General features: G+C 35.7%; 21 protein-coding genes, 9 tRNA genes, 1 rRNA gene and 1 pseudogene. 22 read left to right on the top strand and 10 right to left on the bottom strand.

Annotated elements, in window-relative coordinates; translation table 11 throughout:
* From rrf to QQS35_RS12420, 10 genes are all read left to right on the top strand, one after another.
* Window positions 1–95: ribosomal RNA gene (gene rrf, locus QQS35_RS12465) — 5S ribosomal RNA — on the top strand; the annotation flags it as partial.
* A 68-nt stretch (window positions 96–163) separates the two neighbouring features.
* Window positions 164–238: transfer RNA gene (locus QQS35_RS12460), tRNA-Asn, on the top strand.
* 3 nt (window positions 239–241) lie between these two features.
* A tRNA-Thr gene (locus tag QQS35_RS12455) sits at window positions 242–315 on the top strand.
* A gap of 18 nt (window positions 316–333) precedes the next feature.
* Window positions 334–408 (top strand) — tRNA-Glu (locus QQS35_RS12450).
* 36 nt (window positions 409–444) lie between these two features.
* A tRNA-Val gene (locus tag QQS35_RS12445) sits at window positions 445–520 on the top strand.
* Window positions 521–523: 3 nt separating this feature from the next.
* Window positions 524–599, top strand: a tRNA-Thr gene (locus tag QQS35_RS12440).
* A gap of 46 nt (window positions 600–645) precedes the next feature.
* A tRNA-Tyr gene (locus tag QQS35_RS12435) sits at window positions 646–731 on the top strand.
* 46 nt (window positions 732–777) lie between these two features.
* Window positions 778–852 (top strand) — tRNA-Gln (locus QQS35_RS12430).
* Window positions 853–858: 6 nt separating this feature from the next.
* Window positions 859–931: transfer RNA gene (locus tag QQS35_RS12425), tRNA-Lys, on the top strand.
* Window positions 932–1,072: 141 nt separating this feature from the next.
* A tRNA-Ala gene (locus tag QQS35_RS12420) sits at window positions 1,073–1,148 on the top strand.
* Between the two features lie 287 nt (window positions 1,149–1,435).
* Here the strand turns inward: QQS35_RS12420 and QQS35_RS12415 are convergent.
* Window positions 1,436–1,609, bottom strand: a complete 174-nt coding sequence (locus tag QQS35_RS12415; RefSeq protein ID WP_285932474.1) for an aspartyl-phosphate phosphatase Spo0E family protein — start codon at window positions 1,607–1,609, stop codon at window positions 1,436–1,438.
* A 161-nt stretch (window positions 1,610–1,770) separates the two neighbouring features.
* Between QQS35_RS12415 and sigW the strand changes: the two genes are divergently transcribed.
* From sigW to glmM, 5 genes are all read left to right on the top strand, one after another.
* Window positions 1,771–2,334: an RNA polymerase sigma factor SigW gene (sigW, locus tag QQS35_RS12410; protein WP_285932473.1), complete on the top strand. Its 564-nt coding sequence runs from the start codon at window positions 1,771–1,773 to the stop codon at window positions 2,332–2,334.
* A gap of 15 nt (window positions 2,335–2,349) precedes the next feature.
* Window positions 2,350–2,964 carry an anti-sigma factor family protein gene (locus tag QQS35_RS12405; RefSeq protein ID WP_285932472.1) on the top strand — a complete coding sequence of 205 codons (615 nt, stop codon included), beginning with the start codon at window positions 2,350–2,352 and terminating at the stop codon, window positions 2,962–2,964.
* 213 nt (window positions 2,965–3,177) lie between these two features.
* Window positions 3,178–3,999: a diadenylate cyclase CdaA gene (gene cdaA, locus QQS35_RS12400; RefSeq protein WP_285932471.1), complete on the top strand. Its 822-nt coding sequence runs from the start codon at window positions 3,178–3,180 to the stop codon at window positions 3,997–3,999.
* Window positions 3,992–5,230: a CdaR family protein gene (locus QQS35_RS12395; RefSeq protein WP_285932470.1), complete on the top strand. Its 1,239-nt coding sequence runs from the start codon at window positions 3,992–3,994 to the stop codon at window positions 5,228–5,230. Before cdaA ends, QQS35_RS12395 begins: the two co-directional genes overlap by 8 nt.
* A gap of 125 nt (window positions 5,231–5,355) precedes the next feature.
* A complete protein-coding gene (glmM, locus tag QQS35_RS12390) occupies window positions 5,356–6,705 on the top strand; it encodes a phosphoglucosamine mutase (protein ID WP_285932469.1) in 1,350 nt (449 codons plus the stop codon).
* Between the two features lie 54 nt (window positions 6,706–6,759).
* On the opposite strand, the gene QQS35_RS12385 is transcribed toward glmM, so the two are convergent.
* The 4 genes from QQS35_RS12385 to QQS35_RS12370 form a co-directional block, all read right to left on the bottom strand.
* Window positions 6,760–7,446 carry a DUF4956 domain-containing protein gene (locus tag QQS35_RS12385; RefSeq protein ID WP_285932468.1) on the bottom strand — a complete coding sequence of 229 codons (687 nt, stop codon included), beginning with the start codon at window positions 7,444–7,446 and terminating at the stop codon, window positions 6,760–6,762.
* 94 nt (window positions 7,447–7,540) lie between these two features.
* Complete coding sequence (locus QQS35_RS12380; protein WP_285932467.1) at window positions 7,541–8,242, bottom strand: polyphosphate polymerase domain-containing protein; 702 nt, start codon at window positions 8,240–8,242, stop codon at window positions 7,541–7,543.
* Window positions 8,243–8,379: 137 nt separating this feature from the next.
* Window positions 8,380–9,666 carry a sensor histidine kinase gene (locus tag QQS35_RS12375; protein WP_285932466.1) on the bottom strand — a complete coding sequence of 429 codons (1,287 nt, stop codon included), beginning with the start codon at window positions 9,664–9,666 and terminating at the stop codon, window positions 8,380–8,382.
* The gene (locus tag QQS35_RS12370; protein ID WP_285932465.1) at window positions 9,659–10,345 is read right to left on the bottom strand and encodes a response regulator transcription factor; all 687 of its coding nucleotides are present in this window, start codon (window positions 10,343–10,345) and stop codon (window positions 9,659–9,661) included. Before QQS35_RS12370 ends, QQS35_RS12375 begins: the two co-directional genes overlap by 8 nt.
* Before the next feature lie 563 nt (window positions 10,346–10,908).
* On the opposite strand from QQS35_RS12370, the gene glmS reads away from it, so the two are divergent.
* The 3 genes and pseudogenes from glmS to QQS35_RS12355 all read left to right on the top strand — a co-directional run bounded on the left by glmS (window position 10,909) and on the right by QQS35_RS12355 (window position 14,318).
* Window positions 10,909–12,711: a glutamine--fructose-6-phosphate transaminase (isomerizing) gene (gene glmS / locus QQS35_RS12365; RefSeq protein WP_285932464.1), complete on the top strand. Its 1,803-nt coding sequence runs from the start codon at window positions 10,909–10,911 to the stop codon at window positions 12,709–12,711.
* 494 nt (window positions 12,712–13,205) lie between these two features.
* Window positions 13,206–13,715 (top strand): annotated as a pseudogene (locus QQS35_RS12360) (RICIN domain-containing protein); the annotation flags it as partial.
* 18 nt (window positions 13,716–13,733) lie between these two features.
* Window positions 13,734–14,318 (top strand): pectate lyase, encoded by a 585-nt coding sequence (locus tag QQS35_RS12355; RefSeq protein ID WP_285932481.1) that lies wholly within the window; start codon window positions 13,734–13,736, stop codon window positions 14,316–14,318.
* Window positions 14,319–15,071: 753 nt separating this feature from the next.
* Here the strand turns inward: QQS35_RS12355 and QQS35_RS12350 are convergent.
* The 4 genes from QQS35_RS12350 to QQS35_RS12335 form a co-directional block, all read right to left on the bottom strand.
* Entirely contained in the window at window positions 15,072–16,181 is a 1,110-nt protein-coding gene (locus QQS35_RS12350; protein WP_285932463.1) for an ABC transporter permease, read from the bottom strand.
* Window positions 16,182–16,198: 17 nt separating this feature from the next.
* Window positions 16,199–17,329, bottom strand: a complete 1,131-nt coding sequence (locus tag QQS35_RS12345) for an ABC transporter permease (protein WP_285932462.1) — start codon at window positions 17,327–17,329, stop codon at window positions 16,199–16,201.
* Window positions 17,330–17,347: 18 nt separating this feature from the next.
* Window positions 17,348–18,298: an ABC transporter ATP-binding protein gene (locus tag QQS35_RS12340; RefSeq protein ID WP_285932461.1), complete on the bottom strand. Its 951-nt coding sequence runs from the start codon at window positions 18,296–18,298 to the stop codon at window positions 17,348–17,350.
* A gap of 94 nt (window positions 18,299–18,392) precedes the next feature.
* Entirely contained in the window at window positions 18,393–19,022 is a 630-nt protein-coding gene (locus tag QQS35_RS12335) for a TetR/AcrR family transcriptional regulator (protein WP_285932460.1), read from the bottom strand.
* A gap of 222 nt (window positions 19,023–19,244) precedes the next feature.
* On the opposite strand from QQS35_RS12335, the gene QQS35_RS12330 reads away from it, so the two are divergent.
* The 4 genes from QQS35_RS12330 to QQS35_RS12315 all read left to right on the top strand — a co-directional run bounded on the left by QQS35_RS12330 (window position 19,245) and on the right by QQS35_RS12315 (window position 24,349).
* Entirely contained in the window at window positions 19,245–19,547 is a 303-nt protein-coding gene (locus QQS35_RS12330; protein WP_285932459.1) for a metal-sensing transcriptional repressor, read from the top strand.
* Window positions 19,548–19,561: 14 nt separating this feature from the next.
* On the top strand, window positions 19,562–21,946 hold the full coding sequence (locus tag QQS35_RS12325; protein WP_285932458.1) for a heavy metal translocating P-type ATPase: 2,385 nt from the start codon (window positions 19,562–19,564) through the stop codon (window positions 21,944–21,946).
* 29 nt (window positions 21,947–21,975) lie between these two features.
* The gene (gene copZ / locus QQS35_RS12320) at window positions 21,976–22,182 is read left to right on the top strand and encodes a copper chaperone CopZ (RefSeq protein WP_285932457.1); all 207 of its coding nucleotides are present in this window, start codon (window positions 21,976–21,978) and stop codon (window positions 22,180–22,182) included.
* Between the two features lie 631 nt (window positions 22,183–22,813).
* A complete protein-coding gene (locus tag QQS35_RS12315) occupies window positions 22,814–24,349 on the top strand; it encodes a BCCT family transporter (RefSeq protein WP_285932456.1) in 1,536 nt (511 codons plus the stop codon).
* Between the two features lie 327 nt (window positions 24,350–24,676).
* Here the strand turns inward: QQS35_RS12315 and QQS35_RS12310 are convergent, their stop codons facing one another.
* Window positions 24,677–25,132, bottom strand: a complete 456-nt coding sequence (locus tag QQS35_RS12310; protein ID WP_285932455.1) for a DUF2188 domain-containing protein — start codon at window positions 25,130–25,132, stop codon at window positions 24,677–24,679.
* Between the last annotated feature and the right edge of the window lie 68 nt (window positions 25,133–25,200).

The raw sequence follows: 25,200 nt of genomic DNA, 5'->3' as shown, positions 1-25,200 counted from the left end.
GCCACACCTGTTCCCATGCCGAACACAGCAGTTAAGCTCTCCAGCGCCCATGGTAGTTGGGGCTTTGCCCCTGCGAGAGTAGGACGCCGCTAGGCCGAAACATTATTTACAGCATGAAGCTTTGTGAAGCAAACTAACAATTATTTTATTAGTTTGATATTATTCCACAGTAGCTCAGTGGTAGAGCTATCGGCTGTTAACCGATCGGTCGTAGGTTCGAATCCTACCTGTGGAGCCATTTGCTTCCATAGCTCAGTTCGGTAGAGCACTTCCATGGTAAGGAAGGGGTCGCCGGTTCAAGTCCGGCTGGAAGCTCTGTGAATATGAATATATGGCCCGTTGGTCAAGTGGTTAAGACACCGCCCTTTCACGGCGGTATCACGGGTTCGAATCCCGTACGGGTCACCACTTAAATGAATAGTCTTAAACGTATTTTCTGCAAATGGAGGATTAGCTCAGCTGGGAGAGCACCTGCCTTACAAGCAGGGGGTCGCAGGTTCGAGCCCTGCATCCTCCACCATTTGCCGGTCTAGCTCAATTGGTAGAGCAACTGACTTGTAATCAGTAGGTTGGGGGTTCAAGTCCTCTGGCCGGCACCAGTAATTAGTTTCATATGTATTACATGGGTGATTATCACTTGTATATGGAGGGATAGCGAAGTTGGCCAAACGCGGCGGACTGTAAATCCGCTCCCATCGGGTTCGTAGGTTCGAGTCCTACTCCCTCCACCATTAACCCATCAATTAATCAGTGCAGATTTTACGCACTATTTTTTATTGGGCCATAGCCAAGCGGTAAGGCAACGGTTTTTGGTACCGTCATGCGCTGGTTCGAATCCAGCTGGCCCAGCCATATAATGAGCCATTAGCTCAGTCGGTAGAGCATCTGACTTTTAATCAGAGGGTCGAAGGTTCAAGTCCTTCATGGCTCATCAAACATCACTTAAATCCTGACAGAATTTTAATATATTTTTAATAGAGAAATTTGCATAAGGAAAGCTGTGTAAAATATTACCTTATCAACATAGAAGTCACAGAAGCTATTTTGTCTTCCCTCTCTTATTAAAAATTATGGGGCCTTAGCTCAGCTGGGAGAGCGCCTGCTTTGCACGCAGGAGGTCAGCGGTTCGATCCCGCTAGGCTCCACCATACATAACATAAATAAAAGGATTGAATATGCATAGTATGCTTATTTAATCCTTTTTTGTATTATATAGATTGTATAGTGAGGATATATACTACATGTGATAACGCATATTAACTCGTTTTACTTTAAGAAATTTAACAAAATAACAAAGGAAAAGGAATAGATATACGTCTTGGTAGGCTACTGTTTATGATTTTAGAGAAAGAACAGCAAAAAATATGTTGCTTCTAGAAACTGTTTTAATAAAAAATCATAAATTTATAGTCAATCGAATTATTAATGGTTTCTACTAGCTATAAACTATTTCATCACTAGTTATTTTTTCAAGCTCATTCAATAGACCATCTAAACGGATGCTAGCATTGATGACTGCTTCTGATGTTAAATCTTTTTCGCTTGTTAATTCGATCATCTCATTACGACAATTTTCTATTTTCTGTAAAAGATAGAGTTTTTTATCCATGAGGACCTCCTGAACTGTTATAATATCTTTATATAAATACCCAAATGGTCAATGAATTAAACATTTTCTTTTTTTATGTTAAAAAACATAAAAAAAATGAAACCTCAAGATAGTGTCACTCGTATAAGAGATGACCGCAATTATAGCGGAGGTATATAGATATGGAGACGAAAATAAAAGAAATAATAAAACAAGTAAAAAAAGGCGATCAATCTGCATTTGAAGATGTAGTTACCTTTTATCAAAATAAAGTATACCAAATTTGTTTTCGTGTAATTGGCAATGCGCATGAAGCAGAAGATTTAGCACAAGAAACTTTTATTAGAGCTTATGTTAATATTCATTCTTTTGATGATAAGAGGAAATTTTCAACATGGTTGTATCGAATTGCAACTAATATTTCAATTGACCGAATTAGAAAAAAGAAACCGGACTACTTTCTTGATGCCGAAGTAAAAGGAACCGATGGATTAGACATGTATTCTCAACTTCCAGCTGAACAACTGTTACCAGAAGAAGAAGTAGAGAGCCTTGAACTACAATCCTATATTCAGCAAGAGATTATGCAATTACCCACTAAATATCGAAGTGTGATTGCTTTGCGGTTTGTAGATGAACTTTCTTTAGCAGAAATTAGTGAGATTCTAAGCATACCAGTCGGTACAGTTAAAACTAGAATTCACAGAGGGAGAGAAGCACTTCGGAAAAGGCTTCGTCGTGTATAAAGGAGTGTGAATCAAATGAGTTGTAATAAGCAGTTTATTAACCTAATGCATAAATACCTGGATGGAGAATTAACTAGAACAGATGAGAACCTATTGCGCTCCCATTTGCATTCATGTCAGTCATGCCAAAAACATTTTCATGAATTGAAACGTACCACTACCCTGCTTAAGAGTAGTAGTGAATTGCAACCATCTTCAAATTTCACTGAAAAAGTAATGGCTAGCCTTCCTAAAGAAAAGAAAAGAGTTGGTTATATGAGGTGGTTTAAAGCTCATCCTGTTATTACAGCTGCTGCAATTTTCTTTATCTTTATGTTTAGTAGTGTTTTCTCAGCATGGGACCAAGATAGCCAACTATCAGTTTCTAAAGATAAGAATTTGATTATACAAGAAGATACAGTTATTGTTCCTGAAGGTGTGACTGTTGATGGAGATTTAGTAGTGAAAAATGGTAACTTGAAAATAGATGGATCAGTCAATGGCAATGTTGTCATTATTAATGGGGAGCATCTTATGGCATCTGCAGGGGAAATTAGCGGAGAAATTGAACAAGTGAATCAGGTTTTCGAATGGATGTGGTACCATATTAAGGACATAACAAAAAATCTCTTTGCATTTACCAATAAATAGAGTATAAATAAAACCTTTGTTGCCGATTAATGTAACAAAGGTTTTAATATTTTTAGCATATGGTTTTCTACAAGAACAATATATCATCCAAAAAGATTGTTATATCAATACAAATGATACCATTACGGATTAATGTGAATATATGCTATAATGTATAAAGTCACTATTTTATTGATAGGAAGAGGAATCTAATGGATAGAAGGTTGTGTCACCATGTTTGATGGGGAACTAAATGTCTTAAATCTATTACGTATAGGACTAGATATAGCGCTTGTCTGGTACGTATTATATAAATTACTCATGTTAATAAGAGGTACGAAAGCCTTTCAGTTATTAAGGGGAATATTTGTAGTACTTGGATTATATCTAGTCAGTATTGTTTTTGAATTACGAACGGTACAGATGATTATATGGCAAGTAATAATGTGGGGTTTTCTTGGTATTATTATTCTTTTCCAGCCTGAATTAAGAAGGGCGTTAGAGCAAATAGGAAGAGGTAGCTTTTTCTCAAGAAACAGTAATTCTGAAGAAGAAAGCCTTCATCAATCTATCGAAGCTATCGTTAAATCGTGTAATTATATGGCTAAACGAAGAATTGGTGCATTAATTACAATTGAAAGAGAAACAGCAATGGGGGATTACGTCGAGACGGGAATTCCTATTCATGGTAAATTAACTAATGAATTGCTAACAAATATATTTATACCCAATACACCCCTTCATGATGGTGCAGTAATAATTAAGCAAGATCAAATTGTCGCAGCAGCATGTTACTTACCTCTTTCAGAAAGTCCTTTTATTTCTAAAGAGTTAGGAACTAGACACCGAGCAGCCATGGGGATTGGTGAAGTAACAGATGCATTGACGATTGTTGTTTCTGAAGAGACAGGGCAAATTTCATGTACAAAGAATGGTGAATTACATAGAGATTTAGACCAGGATAAACTTATCGAATTATTACGAAAAGAGTTAGAATTTAAATATAAAGCCCCTACGTCAAAAAGCTGGAGTTGGAGGGGGAAAAAGAATGGATGAATTGTTAAAAAAGCCATGGGTTATTCGTCTAGTGTCCTTGGCCTTAGCGATTTTGCTTTTCACAGCCGTTAGCCTTGATGAAAGTAGTTCAGAAAGAACAGACCCGCCATTCTTCGGTGGATCTGAAGAAACGCAAACCATTGACAATGTACCTGTTGATATAGTAATAGACCAGGAGAAATTTGCAGTTAGCGGCGTTCCAGAAACGGTTTCAGTGGATTTACAAGGATCTGCGGGAGTTGTCACATCGACTGCTACACAAATGAATTTCGATTTGTTTGTTAACCTAGAAGGCCTTGAGTCTGGAACTCACATGGTTCCCATTGAGTCTTCAGGTATCCCAGATAGTTTACAGGTGTATATTGAGCCTGAGGAAATTGAAGTTACCATTGAAGAAAGAGCTACACAGGAATTTGAAGTAACTGTTGGTTATACTAATGAGAATGATATTGCAACTGGTTTTGAGTTAGGTGAAGCAACAGTTCAACCATCAACAGTTACAATTACAAGTGCAAAGAGTGTGGTAGATACGATCGCGTCTGTCAACGCGTTCGTTGATGTAAGTAATGCGGACGAGCCAATTGAAAATAGAGAAGTTCCTGTTAAAGTTTACGATAGCCAAGGGAATGAACTTAGTGTCCGTATTGAACCATCCACCGTGAATGTATCAGTCGATATTAATGACCCTAACAAAACAGTGCCAATTCAGGTAGAGACTACGGGAGAAGCGCAAGAAGATATCACCATCAATACAATTACAACTGAACCAGAAGTAGTTCAGGTATTTGCTTCAGATTCGGTTCTTCAAGATTTAGAGTCTGTAGCTACAGAAGCAATTGACCTATCTGAAATTACAGAGGATACTACACTAGAAGTAGAATTAATTGCACCAGCTGATAGCAGAAAAATGAATATTCAAACAATAACGGTAACAATCGAAGTAGACAAAACTGTTGAACAGACATTTGAAGATGTTCCAATTGAAGTGGATAATCTAGTAAATGATTTAACTGTTACTTTTATCAGCCCAGAAGAAAGTCAAATGGATGTCATAGCTACTGGTTTAGAAGATGTGATGGCACAGCTGACGAACAATGACTTTCAATTATCTATTGATTTAGATGGCTTAGAAGAAGGAGAACATCAAATACCGGTTGATATAGATGGGCCGGATAATATTGAAGTACAGTTAGAATTAGAAACGGTCACTGTTCAAATTGATCAATCCTAACATTTAACTAAGTCATATAGTAAATAATGTGGAAATAATACTAAAGTCATAGCGCTTTTATTGTCATAAAGGATGGCTAAAAACCGATAGTTTTTTCTATTAGGAAAGAAAAGGAGAGGTACATCATGGGAAAATATTTCGGAACGGACGGCGTCAGAGGTATTGCAAATAAAGATTTAACCCCTGAGTTAGCATTCAAACTGGGTCGGTTCGGAGGATACGTATTAACAAAAGAAACTGTTAGACCTAAAATATTAATTGGTCGAGATACGCGTATATCTGGTAGCATGTTAGAAGGCGCACTTGCAGCGGGTTTATTGTCCATTGGTGCAGAGGTGATGCGTCTTGGTGTCATCTCTACCCCAGGTGTTGCTTTTTTAACTAAAGCAATGAGCGCAGAAGCAGGTGTAATGATTTCTGCATCACACAATCCAGTCGAGGATAATGGAATTAAGTTTTTTGGACCAGATGGATTTAAGTTAACGGATGCTCAGGAAAATGAAATAGAAGCATTAATAGATCAAGAAGAGGACACACTCCCTCGTCCTGTAGGAGAGCATATAGGCCAGATTAATGATTATTTTGAAGGTGGTCAGAAGTACATACAATATCTCAAGCAATCGGTTGATTCTGAATTTGATGGTCTACACATCGCATTAGATTGTGCACATGGTTCAGCATCATCATTAGCGCCCCATTTGTTCGCTGATTTAGAAGCCGATATTTCTACAATCGGTTCTTCTCCAGATGGCTTGAATATAAATGATGGGGTTGGTTCCACTCATCCAGAAACATTACAAGCTCTTGTGTTAGAAAAAAAAGCTGACATCGGGTTAGCCTTTGATGGCGATGGGGACCGTTTAATAGCTGTGGATGAAAAAGGAAATATTATTGACGGTGATCAAATAATGTTCATTTGTGCCAAATATTTGAACGGTAAAGGATTATTACGTCATTCTACGGTTGTATCAACCATTATGAGTAATATTGGATTTTATAAAGCTTTAGAAAGTAATGGTATGAAAAGTGACAAAACATCTGTAGGCGATCGTTACGTTATGGAAGAAATGCGTAAGGGTGGCTATAACCTTGGTGGAGAACAATCGGGTCATATCATATTTTTAGATTACATTACAACGGGTGATGGTATGCTCACTGCACTCCAACTAGTAAATGTAGTCAAAGAAACAGGGAAACCGTTATCTGAATTAGCTGCAGAAATGGAAAAGTTTCCTCAAGTATTAAAAAACATTCGTGTTATTGATAAGAATGAAGCGTTGGTTCACCCTAGAATTCAAGAGGTAATCGATAAGGTTGAGACAGAGATGGGAGACCAAGGTCGTGTTCTCGTTCGTCCATCGGGGACAGAACCATTAGTTCGGGTGATGGTTGAAGCACCTACTATTGAAGAGTGTAATCAGTATGTTGATGAAGTAGCAAATGTTATTAACGAACTACTTGGAATGAAACAATAGATGGAAAGCGCTAATTTCTCTAAAGATGAGATATTAGCGCTTTTTTGGATTACCTTAAGCAGTGAAATTACCGTCATAACTCAACATTATTGCTGATTTCACTTTATCTATTTCAGAGATACTGTTGATGAACTGTGTGTTTTGATCCTTCACTCTAATTTCATAAGTGACTTCAAAGTCATTGTTAGGCATAGAGGATTTTGATTTTACGACATGTTTGCTAGAATTTTGCGTTATGATGTGATCTAAAGACTTTTCGATCGCTACATCGTTATATTTAATAACTAATAAGTAAGGGTTTTCCGCAGAGATTCGATTGACGAAAAAGATCATTACCGCCCCTATTAGAATAGAGCCCAATATAACCAGTGGAATAAAACCCGCCCCTGCAAGAATCCCCGATACGATTGTCCAGAAAAGATATACTAAATCCATTGGATCTTTAATCGGTGTTCGAAAGCGAACGATAGACAAGGCACCTACCATACCAAGTGATAAGAGAACATTAGATGAAATACCCATAATGATTAGAGCAGTTGCCATCGACATGATAATCAATGAGACGTTAAAACTATGTGAATAAACGACACCTGAAAATGTCTTTTTATATACGAAGTAAATAAAAAGTCCAATGGCAAAGGCAACTACTAGTCCTATTAAAGAGTCGATTAAAGAAAAGCTAGTTGTTTTTTCAATAAAACTTGATTTAAAAATATCAGTGAAAGTTGTAAGGTTATCCATAAATTTTTCCTCCAGAAGTGTTTAAAGTATAGTTGCTTAAGTTATATTGTTTACTTATAGAAAATAAGTCAATGAATGTTTTAGGGCCTTTTGTTTAACCGTACATTCTACTAAGGTGGTATTTTGAATAGGTTCCTAACCTACGATCGCTAACTCGAAGTAATCTTTTAATTGTATCTGGAATGTACTCATCGTATTTCACTTCAAGTATTACAATGTCTGGTTCTAAAGCTTCTACCATTGCTAAATCCGGATTAAGTAAATCATTGTTTCGAAAACTTGTCTTAATGGAACTATCAAAGGTAATTCGAACATTACCGTATGGGTAAATAAAAACTTCACGCTCATAGTCCACTACTGTAATAGGCTTTAATTGAAAAACAACCATTTGAGTATATAAATCGCGAATAAGCTTTCTTTGATCATCTTCCATCCAATCAATGTCGCCAATCTTAATTCTTTCATATTCTGCTGGAGTCATTCGACATTTATCCTTGAATGTAGCATTATTGCGTTTACTTTTCTTTTCTAAATTAATATAGTATGTTTGATGGTTATATAATCTGACATGAAATTTGTCACGATTAAAATGTCCCTCTTTTTTTTCCGTTAATACTTTATTTTCACTATTATCGAAATAAACACTTCTTATTAAGTATTTTCCATCGCTATTTGTATGAGGATCAATATCCATTATGTGGCGAAGGTTATTTCTTAACAGAAAACAGTCTAATTTCGTAATTGCATGTTTTAGTTCTCTTCTGCCTTTAGGACTTTCTTTTCTCTTTTTAAACATAGGTGGGGTGGCTCCTTTCGTATTTGTGTGTTTGTATGTCTAAACCTAATTATATGTATGGACCTTAAACTAACCTTAAAATTAAAAAAGAAAAAACTACTGGATGTTGTTTAGCATCCTGGTAGTTTTAACATGACTCATCCTATTGGTAATTTTATTTTTAAGATTGTTCCTTTTGGCTGATTTTGATAGGCTGAAATTGTCCCATGGTGACTTGTTACAATCCATTGTGCAATCGAGAGACCTAACCCCATACCTCCGTTTTCTCTAGATCGTGCTTTGTCTTCCCTATAGAACCGTTCAAATATATGGTCTAATCCTTCTTTACTAATTCCAATTCCTGTATCACTGATTTCGAGAATAGCCTTATTGTCTTTAAAAGATGTTTTTATTCCAATACTGTTATTTTCCGTCGTGTATTTGAGAGCATTATCTAACAATATGACTAAAAGCTGATGGATTCGCTCTTTATCAACCTCTAAAGTTTGGAAACATTCTAATTGAAACCAGACATGCTTTTGTTGATATTGAGCTATTTCTTTATAAGGGTCACATACTTCATGTATAAATTCATCAAAATTAATTATTTCTTTTTCGAGTTGAGTCTCAGAATCAGCTCTTGCAAGTGTTAACAAATCTGCTGTTAGCTTAGAAAGACGATTTGTCTCAGATAAGGTTAATGCTATATTCTCAAATTTTTCCATAATTTTTGCATTAGGAGTAGTAAGTAATAGTTCTAGTTTATTTTTAATAATTGTCAGCGGCGTTCTCAGTTCATGTGAGGCATTTTCAACAAATTCAACTTGTTTATTCCAGGAGTTAATGATTGGCTGCATTGTTTTTTTAGAAAGTATATAACTTGCCATGATTGATAGAAATACAAAAATAACGGAGCAAACAATTAATAGCATTTCAAAGCGCTCCAGCATGTTTTGTTCTGCATCAACGTTAATGAGTAACTGTGCGTATGCACCAGTAGAACCATCATCTGCAATCGTTAACGAACGAAAATTATAAGTGTTATTAAGATTTAAATTGGTAATTGAACCAAGTTGATTAGTATCCAGTTGCAAATCTGTTAAATAATTTTCATAGAGCATCGTACCTAATTGCTCTTGATTGATAATCTCCCCGTCTTCATTCCAGTGGATTTCAATGACCCTTGGACTAGGTAAAGCAGGACGGTCATCCAATGGTGGACCATCACGTTGATCTCGTCCTGAAAAGTTTCCATCCATTGGTCCGCGTTGGTCATTGATAACATTTTGGTATGCTTGTAACTCTTCATCAGGTTGGGAATATAACGAACGCTGAATACTAGTAAAAATAATAATACCAAAAAGACTAAAAATAATACTGAATGCAACAAAGTTAAATAGCATGTATCTTAATTGTTGTTTACGAATTATCTTATTCTTACGCATCGTTCTCACCAGCATCGGTAAGCATATACCCAAGGCCACGAAATGTTTTCAAATATATATCATAACCAACACTTTTAAGTTTTTTTCTTATATGGCTGGCGTACACTTCAACGACGGTGTTTGACGTATCTGATTCAAAGCCCCAAATACGGTCGAATATTTGTTCTTTTGTGAGAATTATGTTCTTGTTATTGATTAAGTACTCTAATAAATCAAATTGTTTACCATTTAAAACAATCACTTCACTATTGATTGTAGCACTTTTACTTTTAACATTAAGTTTTAACTCTTTAAATGTCACTATATTATCGTTAAATTCACCGACCGAACGTCGAACAATTGCTTCCAACCTTAATATAAGCTCTTCTCTGTGAAACGGCTTAACAAGGTAGTCATCAGCACCAACCTTGAATCCATGTATCTTATCATCAATGCTGTCCTTTGCTGTTAAGATAAGTACAGGTACGTTTATTTTCTTGTCCCTTAGTTTCTTTAGTAGTTCATATCCGTTCATATGAGGGAGCATGATATCTAATATAATGACATCGAATATATTTTGTTCTGCTAAATATAATCCTTCATCACCATCAAAAGCTTGACTAATTTCAAACTTTGCTTCTGTTGTTTCTTTAATAGTTGATGATAAGCGCTTATCATCTTCAATTATGAGTAGCTTCAAGTAAAACACCTCGTATAGATATTTTTAAAGTAATATACACTATTAGAACGGTAAACGAGAAAAAAATCAAATGGAATTTTAGCACATCTAGGAAGAGGGTGCATATTTTATAGTGTGAGAACGCAATACGTTCCATTTATTGTTATATTATTAACAATAAAAAGATTGCTTGAAACTTAATTCTCAAGTAAAATGAAATAAGTTCCTGTCTAAATTTGTTTAAATATTTTTTTCTTGGGAAAACCAAGAGGGCACGGATCTTATTTTATGGGATTGAAAGGAGGAACGATGTTAAGAAAGAAATATAAGCGCCTGGACTATTTTCCCGAACGTAGGGAACTAGTTGACGAGGAGGAGGATTATCGAGAAATTTCGGCGGATACCTCCCGGTTGCACACATCTCAACCGATATGTTTTTATTCGAAAACAAAGAGGTGACTCTTTGCACAAGAATAATAATAAGATGTACACAACCCGAGAAAGGGGCAGATAAACGCCCCGATAATTTATAGAATAATCTAGGTCGTTTGTTTGTCCCTTTAATCTAAGGAGGAAACAACGATATGTGTGGAATTGTAGGATATATAGGTTATAACGATACAAAGGAAGTTTTATTGAACGGGTTAGAGAAACTGGAATACAGAGGCTATGACTCTGCAGGAATTGCGACATTAAATAAAGATGGAATAAACCTGTTCAAAGTGAAAGGCCGTATTGCAGCTCTTCGTGAAAGAGTTGATAACAACGTTCAAGCAACAATGGGAATAGGCCATACCCGCTGGGCGACACACGGGGCACCGAGTGAAGACAATGCCCACCCTCATCAGAGCGCGTCTGGTCGATTCACAATTGTTCATAACGGGGTTATTGAGAATTTTTATGAATTACGCGATGCGTATTTAAACGATGTATCTTTAAAAAGTGAAACAGATACAGAAATCATAGTACAACTGATTGAAGTCTTACATCAGAAATATAATGATACTGCTGAAGCTTTTCGTCAAACAGTAGCTTTATTAAAAGGCTCTTACGCAATTGGTCTTATTGATGCTGAAGATCAAGATACTATTTTTGTTGCAAAAAATAAAAGTCCATTACTCGTAGGTCTTGGTGAGGATTTTAATTTAGTAGCAAGTGATGCAATGGCAACATTAAAAGAAACCGATCGCTATTTGGAAATCCATGATAAAGAGATTGTCATTGTAAATCGTGATTATGCAGAAATTCAAAAATTAGACGGCGTAGCGATTGAACGCGAGCCATATATTGCTGAGATTGATGCAACAGATATTGAAAAAGGTACGTATCCACACTTTATGCTTAAAGAGATAGATGAGCAGCCTCCTGTTATTCGTAAAATTATTCAGGAGTATCAGGATGACCATGATAATATTAAATTGGATCCTGAAGTAAGGAAAGCAATGCTTGATTCTGACCGTGTATATATCATCGCTGCTGGAACAAGTTATCATGCTGGTCTTGTTGGCAAACAATTTATTGAGAAATTAGCGAATGTCCCTGTCGAAGTTCATATCGCTAGTGAGTTCTCTTACAACATGCCATTACTTTCTGAAAAACCATTATTTGTGTTTATTTCTCAAAGTGGTGAGACAGCAGATAGTCGTTCCGTATTAGTAAGAATTAAAGAATTAGGACACCCGTCACTTACGATTACAAACGTTCCGGGTTCCACCCTTTCTCGTGAGGCAAATTATACGTTACATCTACATGCTGGGCCAGAAATAGCTGTTGCTTCTACGAAAGCATATACAGCTCAAATCGCTGTATTAGTCATTTTAGCTGTAGATACTGCACAAGCAAAAGGCATTAATTTGGAATTTGATCCATTACAGGAGCTTGGTATTGTTGCAAGCGTAATGGAATCACTAACTGATCAAAAGGAAACTTTTGAGAAGATTGCGGCGGATTTCTTTACAGAAACGCGCAATGCTTTCTATATTGGGCGCGGTATGGATTATTTTGTTGTTCAAGAAGCATCCTTAAAATTAAAAGAAATTTCTTATATCCAGGCGGAAGGTTTCGCTGGTGGCGAATTGAAACATGGTACGATTGCATTAATTGAAGAGGGTACACCAGTTATTGCACTTTCTACTCAGAAAAATGTAAATTACTCTATCCGTGGCAATGTGCAAGAAGTAGAGGCGCGTGGAGCAAAAACTTGTATAATAAGTATTGAAGGTTTGGAACAAGATACAGACACATTTGTTATACCACATGTACACGAGTTATTGACACCACTAGCAAGTGTAGTGCCTATGCAATTGCTAGCATACTATGCAGCGCTACACCGTGATTGTGACGTTGATAAACCACGAAATTTAGCAAAAAGCGTAACAGTAGAATAATGAGGCAATAGGGACAGGAACTTTGTGTAACATGAAAAAAGTTAAGAATCCCTATACTGAATTATTAATTAAACAAAGTTTGTTTGACATGAAAACACAGGTAAAAGTGTAAATCTAAAACCAAATGTTTTTTCACCCTCTGCTTGTAACTAGAAGCAGGGGGTTTTTATTTTGTTGTGGTGAGTAAGCTTGTGTATTGTTGGAACATATAAATGCTCAGGTGATAGAGTTCAAACAGATAATAATGAGATTAAGGAAGTTTTATATATTAATAGTGTGTATCCTTATAAGGGATTAATCTGGTATTAGTCATGTCAGCAAAACATGTCGATAGAAAAGGTATGGTCTGTTATTTTGCTGATAATATTTCAGAATATTATGATTATATAATATTTCCATTACAGTACCCAATAATTACCATAAATATTATATGATAAATCTGTACTCTAAACTGGCCGGTAGAGTTTACAACTTATTTGGAGAGGGATGAGAAAATGAAGAAAATTGTTTCAGTATTTGTTGTTTTAGGTCTATTACTTTCAATGCTTGCAGTAGCGAATCCTGTATATGCGGCAAGCTATGATTCTACTAAAAAGTACAAGCTTGTGAACCGTGATAGTGGGAAAGCGTTAGAGGTTTATGATTGGTCAACTGAAAATGGCGGGAACATTGCCCAATATGATGATTGGGGTGGCACAAGCCAAAAATGGAGTGTCATTGATGTAGGTCAAGGCTATCACAAATTTGTAAACGCATTCAGCGGGAAGGCTATGGAAGTAACTAACTGGAATAATGATAACGGTGCGAATGTTGCACAATGGACAGACTGGAATGGAGAAAGTCAACAATGGAAAATTGTTGATGTAGGTAATGGTTACGTTAAAATTATTAATCGTTTTAGCAACAAAGCACTAGAAGTCCACGAATGGTCTAAGGAAAACGGTGCAAATGTTGTACAATATGATGATTTAGGTGGAGCAAATCAACAATGGAAGCTTGTTGAAGTAAAACCAAAAGAAACTATTGTTGTGAATAGTACAATCGTAGTAGAAGCGGGGGAAGTATTTGACGGTGCGGGAAATAGATATGTCGCAAATCCTGAAACGGTTGGAGATGGAAGTCAGAAAGAAAATCAAAAGTCAGTCTTCCGATTACAAGATGGAGCGACATTGAAAAACGTAGTCTTAGGTGCTCCAGCTGCTGATGGGGTACATGCTTATGGTGACGCTCTAATAGAAAATGTAGTTTGGGAAGATATTGGTGAGGACGCCATGACGATTAAGGAAGAAGGACATGTTGTCATTCGTGGCGGTTCTGCTCAACATGGTAGTGATAAAATGTTTCAAATCAATGCACCTGCAAAATTAGATATTATAAACTTTACAGCGAGAGATGCTGGGAAAATGATTCGCCAAGTAGGTGGTTCTACTTTTCATACAGAGGTTTATATTGAAGGCTCTGTCATTACCAATATGAACGAGGCAATTTTCCGTACGGATAGCCAAACGAGTAAAGTGACAATGGTAAATACGCGTTATTCTAATGTAGGAGAAAAATGGTATAACGTAGAGCATGTATCGGAAAGTGGCAATGTAGAATTCAATTAGTGGTGGATTCCGGTAAGAAGTAATATATAGTAGAAAAAGACTCTTGGCTATATTTAAATGATCAAGAGTCTTTTTTGTGTCTAGTTATAATTTTATAAAAATGGGTAAGAGGAAGTGGAAATGCTTGGACATCCAGTGAAATTATAACTTCTAGAGAGCATTATGATCAAAGAACAGATGGTGTTCAATTTCCAAATCAAGAACAACCTAGTGAAGTCGAATATCAAAGTGACATTCAGAAACCTTTTGGTGCAAAAAATAAGAAAAGGAGAAGAAATCATAATGATTGGAATGACGGAGCTAATAGGTTATATGGTGTTCATTGTAAGGCTGAATATAAAGAACAAGTTATTCCAAAGAATAGGGATAACCTATTCATTGAAGCGGTCCCAAACCAATTAAGTATGGAAGAGTTTCATGATGCACTTTATTCTGCTCCAAAGCCAATTCAGATGCGAGAAATAGGTGTTTTGTTGAAGCGTTTTTTGCAGATATATGAAAATAATTTATCAAAGAACGCCTATACCCTCAGGTCGCTTTACCCTGTAAATGGTAATTAACGGGTTTTCTAAGAGCATCTACATATTTCATTATAAGGAAATATTCTTGAATAAGTGTTCCTTTCGGATAAGGCCATTTCGAGTTTTTACGTACCAATAAAACGGCCTCACCTCTATGGAATAAGAGTTAAAGCTACTTAAATTAATTTTGCTAACTACCTACTTAACAGAGGGCAGTTCAACACGCGGTAGTTTACTGACCACCAAAAATGGACTTTCTAATTTGAAATCTATACGCAATAAATGTCAAAAGGAAACCTAGTACACCAGCTAAAAAAATAAAGGTACACTGGCTAAATGAAAAGCTAGTTGCAAAATTGTGGAGGACAGGATTAAACCATTCAAATATAACGGAAAAAACCCATATATCGGCTATTTCTCGTGCTAATGGCATCAGCATATTTACGCCCGCAAATCCACCGCCAATAATATATGTTCCAATACCAATTAAAATAATCAATGGTTGCAATACACGATACTGTTTAAAGTATGCTCCTAAAAAGAGGCCGATTCCAGCGCATCCAATTAATATAGGAACAATGGATAGATATACAAGCAATGTATTATAAAAGTAAAAATCAAAATGCAAGAACAATATCGACAAAGTTAAAGGGATTAATGAAAGGATTAAACTCACAAATACCGATGTTAGGATAATACCAAACCCCGCCATTATTGATCCAGTAGGAGTTAAAGTAATTTCTTTTATGGTTCTGTTCTCATAATCAAAGGCATGTAAATTGGCTGCTATGATCATGGAACCTAAAAATAGAGTTAACAGAACGCTACTTCCTCCATAAAATGCTGACCGCCAAACATCATTAGGTTGTGCCGTCACTTGCTGTGATGTGACCTTTAATGCGCCTTGTTTCTCCATATAATCGTTTAACGTATGTTCTACTCTTAAACGAACATTCTTCATAGCATCACTGTTTATATTGTAGGTTTTCAATTCAATATTTTTATTTTCTACAAAATCAGCAGGTAACTTAATGAAAAGATGTAATCTTCCTTCAGAACCTTTTTTTTTAGCTTCATAAGAGTTCATTTCAATAAAATCAAAATATGGAGTGATATTGGACTCACTATCTTTAAAAGCTTCCATTAGTTCTTGTGATTCTAGACTATTTGATTCATTAACAATCGCAACAGGCCAATCGTCTCCTCCCCCTCCAAATACAACCACCATTAAAAATAATAATACAAGCGGAACAATAATGGGTTGGATTAACATTTGTTTTTGTCTCGTTAAAATTTTCATATTGCGGTTGTGAACCGCTAATATTGCTTGCCACTTTTTCATATAAAGGCCTCCCTAACTTATTGTCCCTGGGTAAAGGAAAGTTGTTTGTTCAATTTAAATAAAGCAATGGTTAGAAGAAGTCCTACCCACAATGCCATATAGAAGGACGCTCCCCAATTTATTGCTATTTGCTCGAGATCTTCGACGGTAAAGCGGATTCTGTCAATTATCTCTGAACTAGGCCACCAACTACCTAATCGCCACAACCACTCTGTCATTCCTCCATGAGCAAAACCTCTAATGTAAGATTCTAGGCTACTTACTAAAAATTCACTCATCGCTATCACGATACTAATGGGTACGATAGGCAACGTCTTTTTAAATAAGACTCCTAGTAATACGCCAGCAGCACTTCCGTAAAAAAAGAAGAGCAATAAGTAAAACCAAACCAAAGTGTTCATTTGGCCAATTAGATAGCCTAAAAGTATATAAAGCAACGGAAGAACTAATACGGTGTTTGCAACGGTAACTAGTAAGGCTGTCATCCATTTTCCAACAATCAAAGGCAAAAAACCTTTAGGAGTTAAAACGATTAGTTTAGCCGTTCGTTCTTCCCATTCTCTTGCCATTAATGTCCCTGTACTTACCATTGACGTTAATAAGACTGAGAATATAAGTAACCCCGTGCTGACATAACTTTTCATTGGGGTATCCTGGATGAAAGTCATATCTTCATTGATTGAAATGAACGAGTCCCCATTTAAGTTCTTATGAAATTCATATAAAGCATGATCAATTCGTAATTGATAGTTCTTCGTCCCATCTGAATTAATATTAAATACTTTTAACTTTAACGCTGCCTGCTTACCTGCATGAAGGTTCTCTTCAAACGATTCAGGGATTACTAATAAGGCATCCACTTGTCTATTATTGTATTTTTCATAAGCTAATTCAGAATCTAACGTAATGATTTCTAAATAAGATCCATCTACTGACTTTATTTCTTGCAAAATATCAACAAAGCGTTCCGTGTAAGGTCCTTCTGAATGATTTGCAATTACAATAGGATTTGTGGATGAAGTATGAATCACTAATCCGTAAAAAATAATAAATAGTAAAGGAACTATTAGACTTATAATAGAAAACATCGGTTTGCGAATTATTAATAGTAGATCCTTACGTACGATGGCTAATATAGCACTAAACATTCGTGTTCACTCCTTTCTTTAATCTCTTAATTCTTTCCCTGTAAAATGAAGGAAAACATCTTGGAGATTGGGTTCACTGTATTCAATGTGATTCATATGTTCCTCATACTTGCTTAATTGCTGCAAAAGCTGGAATTGATTATTTAATGCATTCGTATTCACGTGAAGCTGGTTTCCTTTAAAAGTAACGTCGTAATCTTTAGCTATATCGTCATATACCTGTTTGGCATATCTTGTTTCAGTAAAGTGAATGATCATCTGTTTTTGACCAATATGTCTCTTTAATTCATTTGGAGATCCTGATCCCACTGGCTTCCCTTTATCAATAATTAATACTTGCTCACCAAGTTCTTCAGCTTCTTCCATGTAATTTGTTGTTAATATAACGGTTTTCCCAACTGACGCAAGTGTGCGGATCTGCTCCCAAATGGCATTTCTTGATTGCACATCAACACCCAATGTCGGTTCATCTAGTAATAGTATTTCTGGTTCTGTTAATAACGCTCGTGCTAATGCTAATCTTCTTTGCATTCCCCCAGAAAAAGTTCCTACTCTATCATTCTGTCTATTCTCTAGTTGGACAATGCCTAATACTTCATCTATTCTTTCGGAAATATATTTTCGATTAACACCATAATATCGAGCATGAAATAACAAATTCTCTCTAGCAGTCAAATCATTGTATAAAGCAGTTTCTTGTGGTACCAATGAAATCTTTTGAAGGACGGTTTTCCTTGACTTACTAGGTTTCATTCCTAACACTGTTATATCTCCATTGGTTGGCTCTAACAAACCATTAATAAGGTTTATTGTCGTTGTTTTTCCTGACCCATTAGGTCCTAAAAGACAAAATATTTGACCACTCTTTATTTTTATATCTAGTGCTTCTAGTGCTTTAAATTCTTTTTTACTATTTTTATTAAAGATTAAGTCTACCTTTTTAAATTCAACGACAAACTCTTTTTCCATGAGAAACACTCCCTTTATAAAACTGTACAGTTTGGTTTGTTTATAAATAAATGATAAACCCTTTTATTAAAGGGCTTAAATAAAAATAGATATTTTATTGGATTGATTTAATAAAATAGTGAATGATTGAAGCTATTTTCTCACGACTAGGCACAGTCACTTGATCTTTTGGTACCAATAAACCATCTAAAAGAATATAGGTTAGCAACGGTCCGATTAACATTCGCGCAACAACGTCCATGTCTGCTTCGTTTATTTTAATCACACCTATTTTATTTGCATGTGACAGAATGTTACTGATTGTACCTATAATTTGTGTTGGTACTGCCTCTTTAAATAACTCGCCAAGTTGAGGGAAATAAGCCATTTCTGCTAATATTATTCTTGCCATTCCCAAATATTCAGGCTGCACTAAATTTTTACTAATCTTTTCAGCAACCATCTCTAAGGTCATTGTTAGATCGCCAATATTGTTTATTTCAATGTTTTGAGTTAGCTGAAATTTATTTTCAATATCAATCTCCCCAATTAAACTTTGGAATACATCAAAAAGTAAGTCTTCTTTACTTTCATAATAACTATAAACCGTTTGTTTTGATACCCCAGCTTCCTTTGTTATGGCATCCATACTGGTATTTGAAAATCCCTTTTCCAAAAACAATCGCTGTGCAGCTAATTGTATTTGTTCTTTTTTCTTTAATGCTCTAGAAGATAACTTCTTCATGTATTTTATAGCCCCTCAAAATAAAACTGTACTGTCTGGTTTGATTTTAATATAGAATTAATTACATGTCAACATTTATGCTGAGTAATAAGGACGTTTTGCGAATGCCTTATTTCAATTTTTTAGTGACAGTAAGTTCGTGAAACCACTATTTCTTTTCATTTGACATATATACCATTCGGGGGTATGGTATGTATATAAAAGGAAAGGGAAGTGATTTATTTGGATGAATTCTTACAAGATCACCCAAGCAAACCTAGAACACAAGATGAAAAGCAAAAAGTTATTAACCGTTTAAAACGTATAGAAGGGCAAGTTCGTGGAATACAGAAAATGGTGGAAGATGATCGATATTGTATGGATATTTTAGTGCAAATTAGCGCAATACAATCCGCATTAAAAAATGTAGGTTTTGCTGTCACAGAACGCCATATCAATCATTGTGTTAGTGATGCGATTAAACAAGGTGAAGGAAAAGAAGCCATTGAAGAGTTAATGGAAGTTATGAAACAGTTTTCTAAGTAAGGGGGGGATCCATTATGAGCGAAACAAATCATACAACAATAGGCATAACAGGAATGACCTGTGCTGCATGTTCTACTCGAGTTGAAAAAGTATTGAATAAGATCGATGGTGTCGAAGCACAAGTCAATTTAACAACGGAAAAGGCAACGGTAGACTATGATTCAGAAAAAATTTCCATAGATGATATTACGAAGAAAATTGAAAATATCGGCTACGGTGTGTTAATGGAAAAAACAGAGTTAGATATTTTTGGAATGACTTGTGCTGCATGTTCTACCCGTATTGAAAAGGTATTGAATAAGCAAGAAGGGGTTAAGTTTGCAACTGTAAACTTAACAACAGAAACTGCATCCGTAGAATATAACCCTGGATTAGTAGATGCGAAAGCATTAATTGGTAAAATCAAAAGTGTAGGTTATGATGCGAAACCTAAAGCTGAAGCAGAAGAAAAGCAAACACATAAAGAAAAACAAATTAAAAATATGAAAATGAAGTTAATTATTTCGGCTGTTTTGTCTGCCCCACTGTTAGTAACTATGTTTGTTCATCTGTTTAACATGCACATACCAGACGTATTTATGAATCCATGGTTCCAATTTGCTTTAGCAACACCTGTGCAATTTATCATCGGATGGCAGTTTTATGTTGGTGCATATAAGAACCTTCGAAGTGGTGGAGCGAACATGGATGTCCTTGTTGCATTAGGTACAAGTGCGGCTTATTTCTATAGTTTATACGAAGCATTTAAGACAATCGGTAATCCCGAATATATGGCTCATTTATACTTCGAAACGAGTGCTGTATTAATAACGTTGATCTTATTTGGTAAGTATTTGGAAGCAAGAGCAAAAAGCCAAACAACGAATGCACTTTCTTCATTACTCAATTTACAGGCGAAAGAGGCACGCGTCATAAAAAATGGCGAGGAAATTATGATTCCAGTTGAAGAAGTTGAAGTTGGAGATTGCTTAGTTGTAAAACCAGGTGAGAAAATACCTGTAGATGGTATGGTTGTAAAAGGAAGAACATCTGTAGATGAGTCGATGATTACAGGGGAATCCATTCCAATTGAAAAGGGTGTAGACGCAACGATCATAGGATCGACCATAAACAAAAACGGCTCGATTGAAATGAGAGCGACGAAGGTTGGTAAAGATACTGCACTTGCATCGATTGTGAAAGTGGTCGAGGATGCACAAGGTTCGAAAGCACCAATCCAACGATTAGCTGATATCATTTCTGGTTATTTCGTACCGATTGTTGTAGTGATTTCCATTTTAACATTCACCATATGGATCATATTTGTCCAGCCTGGTCAATTTGAACCTGCTTTAGTCGCATCGATTGCTGTTCTTGTTATCGCATGTCCTTGTGCTTTAGGACTTGCAACGCCAACATCCATTATGGTTGGTACAGGAAAGGCTGCTGAGAATGGAATTCTTTTTAAAGGTGGAGAACATCTTGAACGTACACATGCATTAAATGCAATCGTGTTAGATAAAACGGGAACAATCACAAAAGGAAAACCCGAAGTAACAAACTTTACAGGTGATGAAGAAACATTACAGTTACTCGCGAGTGCAGAAAAAGGTTCAGAGCACCCACTTGCAGAAGCTATTGTTGCCTATGCAACAGAACAAGATATTGATTTGATTGAAGTAGATGATTTCACTGCTATACCTGGACACGGTATCGAAGTTACGATTTCTAACAAGCGTATTCTTGTTGGTAATCGAAAACTAATGCAAGATTATCAAGTCGATGTTGGTGGTGCGGAACAAGAATTGATTGATTATGAAGTTGATGGAAAAACAGCGATGTTAATTGCAATTGATGAAAAGTATCGTGGAATTATTGCTGTTGCAGATACGATTAAAGAAACAGCACCACAAGCAATTAAAGAGTTAAAAGTACTTGGCCTAGAAGTTATCATGTTAACAGGTGATAACGAACGAACAGCACAAGCCATAGCTAAACAGGTTGGCATTGACCAAGTAATCGCTCAAGTTTTACCTGAAGAAAAAGCTGATAAAGTTAAAGAAATTCAGAATAGTGGTAAAAAGGTTGCAATGGTTGGAGATGGGGTAAATGATGCTCCAGCATTAGCAATTGCAGATATTGGAATTGCTATTGGTACAGGAACCGAAGTAGCAATTGAAGCTGCTGATGTAACGATTCTAGGTGGTGAGTTATTGCTAATTCCAAAAGCAATCAAAATCAGCCAGGCGACGATTAAAAATATCCGCCAAAATCTATTCTGGGCTTTTGGTTATAATACAGCAGGGATTCCAATTGCAACACTCGGATTACTTGCGCCATGGGTAGCTGGTGCAGCAATGGCATTAAGTTCGGTTAGTGTTGTCTCTAACTCGCTACGCTTAAAACGAGTGAAACTATAAAAAGACCATTTAAAGGAGGTGAAAAGGTAATGGGAAAAACTTTAAACGTAACAGGCATGACATGTGGTCATTGCAAAATGTCAGTTGAGGGTGCACTAAAAGAAATAGATGGTGTGTCAGCAGTTGAAGTTAATTTAGAGGCTGGTAGTGTAGATGTTACTTTCGATGAATCTAAAGTAAATGATGATGTTATGAAGGAAGCTATTGAAGAACAAGGCTATGATGTTGAAGCCTAAATATAAGAAAAAAAAGCTGGTTTTCTGTTATGGAAATCAACTTTTTCAATTGCGAAGATGATTTTTTTACATGCATTCTGCAAATCTTTTAACCTTCTCCGCAAGCTTTCGTCACAGTCATATCCTTATTGTGTTTTGGTTTCCACCAAGGTTCTTTAACGAAATTGAGTGGAAAGCATTAGAAACAGAGTCCGGACCTCCTTTATATATAAGAATTCCAAGCTCCCGATATGCTTAACAATTTTAAAAAATGTGGATTTTGAAGTGGAGCAAATTGATTTAAATCGACAACAGTGTCAAGGAAAGCATGAATGATGAGAGGTAAAGTAATAAAGGATACCTGGAAAACGATATGACCATCTCAAAAAAAGTATTCTTTGCGGGAGCGAGGATTGTTATTTATTCATTAATTTCAAGAATAGTATAATACCGTAATTGATTAGGAATGACTGTTATATTAATGAAATGATTAATGATGACCGCCTTAGGTATTTATTCTCTTATCTTATTGTATGTATTATGAATTTTCATAAATACTTAATTAGAGATTTTTTTGATATCTAGTTATATTTTAATATAAACGGGTAAAAGAGAAGAGGTGTTAGAAAAGAGAATAAAGAGGAGGATATCTATGTATAATAAAAAGTTAATTGACTATAAAATTTTCGTACCATCTCTGTTAATAATTATTGGAATTACTATCCCTTTTGCTTTATATGAAGCAGAATCATTGGAATTACTTAACGCAATTTTTGATTATATCGTCGAAGTATTTAGTTGGGGATATTTATGGTATGGGATTATTTTAGTCGTAGCAGGATTATACTTATCTTTTTCAAAGTATGGACAAGTCGTGTTAGGTGATCCTGCAGAAAAACCTCGATTTAGCCTATTTGAATATGCATCTATTCTTATCGCTATGGGTGTGGGATCTACATTAATGCGGACAGGAATGTTACAGTGGACGTCTGTCGCCAATGATCCCCCTGCTGGAGTAGAAGCTGGATCAGCAGAAGCGCTTTTATGGGGCAACGCTTATAGTATGTTCTTATGGGGTTTTCAGGTTTTTGCTATTTTTGTCATTATAGCTCCTGCAATGGGATATATTTTACATGTGAAAAAAAAGCCACTGATGAGAATCTCGGAAGCTTGCAGAGTCATTTTTGGAGATAAGTTTACAGATGGTCTGGGTGGAAAAGTACTAGATATCTTATTTTTAGTTAGTATTTTAGCTGGTGCATCCGTAACGCTTGGATTAGGAGCACCCATTATTACACATAACTTATCAGCTTTATTAGGTATAGAAGTGACATTTGGAATGACTATTATTGTTACTATTATTTGGGTGTTTTTATTTTCACTTAGCGCATACTTGGGAATTGAAAAAGGGATAAAACGCTTAAGTACTTTTAATATGTATTTGGCTGGTCTATTCACTTTATTTATATTAGTGGCGGGACCAGGCGTGTTTATAATAAATTATTTCTCTGATAGTTTTTCATTTCTCTTGTCAAACTATCTTAATATTTCATTAAATACAGATTCTGTATATCAAGAAGAAGCATCACACATTCAGAGTAATACCGTATTTTGGTTTGCATATAGTGCCACTTGGGCATTGCTTCATAGTGTATTTGCTGCCAAAATATCTCAAGGAAGAACTATTAAAGAAATGATTCTTACGTATCTCTTAGCACCAACTTTGATTTCTTGGGTAGCGACAGGAGTTCTTGGTGGCTTGGGAGTGCATCGATATCTTACAGGGGAATTATCTGTATTAGAAGTAGTCCAAGAAAAGGATAGGATGGCAGCTATTCCAGAAATATTATCTAGCCTTCCTTTTGGAGAGTTCGCGATTATCATATTTATAATAGTAGCTCTTATATTCTTAACGACAACACTTGATTCAACAACATATACAATTGCGGCTTATACGAGTACAAATGATATGAGTAAGTATGAACCACCGAAGGTCTTGCGAATTATTGTCGCAGCAGTCATTACAGGTCTGGCACTTGTATTAATGCGTATTGGTGGCTTAGCACCTTTAGAGGTTATTTCCGGTCTAATGGGTCTGCCGATAATTCTTATCCAATTTATTCTTATCTATGCGGCAAAGCGGATGATTGATGAGGATAAGGCTTGGAAATATAATATAAGAAAATAGGAATTGTATTCACCTTCTAAAACAAGGAGGTATAAAACAAGAAATGCTAAACATTTGTTTAGCATTTCTTGTTGTTTAGCATTTTTGAAGTTATCCATATTTTTTTATAAATCTTATATACATCGTTATATAATCCATAAAGCTTCTATATCTTTCTCTATGAATATATTGGGACTTAAGAAGAGGAGATTTTAAAAAACGTAATGAATAGAGTGGATATAATATAAGGAAAAGTTTTGTAACTGATCGATTTGCTTATATTATTGTGCTGTAGAGTAATAGGAAGCTTTACAATCAATCAGTTACAGCTTTAAAAGGTGAACTATATTAGGAACTAAAACTAATTTGATCTTGTATTTCGCCATCTTGTTTATGAATGATTACTTTTGTGCCTTTATTTTTAGCAATATCTTTCGCTTGATAAATAGCTTCTTGTTTTCTCTCAAATACGTAAGCGGCTTTTTGAGCGTCTTTAGCTTGGACTGCCCAACCATCCTCATGCGGAATGACATGCTCGTCGTTGTCTAATAACTCAGGACGACTTTTTTTGTCCTCTTTATCATGGGAACGTAAATTATAATCATTCATCTGTTCCACCTGATTAATTTCCTGTTTGCTAGCATCTTTATACCATTCTTTTGCTTGTTTAGTTGCAATTGGAATCGCTTGATTTTCTTTATAACCTTCATCAATCATGGCATTTGCTATATCAATAGCCTTTTTACGAATAGCGGTTTCTAAATTTTTAAGTGAACTAGGATAATCGTTTGTATCCCAAGGCATAATAATCAACCTCCTTGTAAACGACTATCCCCGGTTTGAAATAAAATTAAACTAGTAATTCAGACGCA

The sequence above is a fragment of the Aquibacillus rhizosphaerae genome (assembly GCF_030282825.1).
In the GTDB taxonomy this organism is placed as follows: domain Bacteria; phylum Bacillota; class Bacilli; order Bacillales; family Amphibacillaceae; genus Aquibacillus_C; species Aquibacillus_C rhizosphaerae.
The sequence above is the reverse complement of the archived record's forward strand: the minus strand, read 5'-3'. Positions and strand labels throughout refer to the sequence as shown.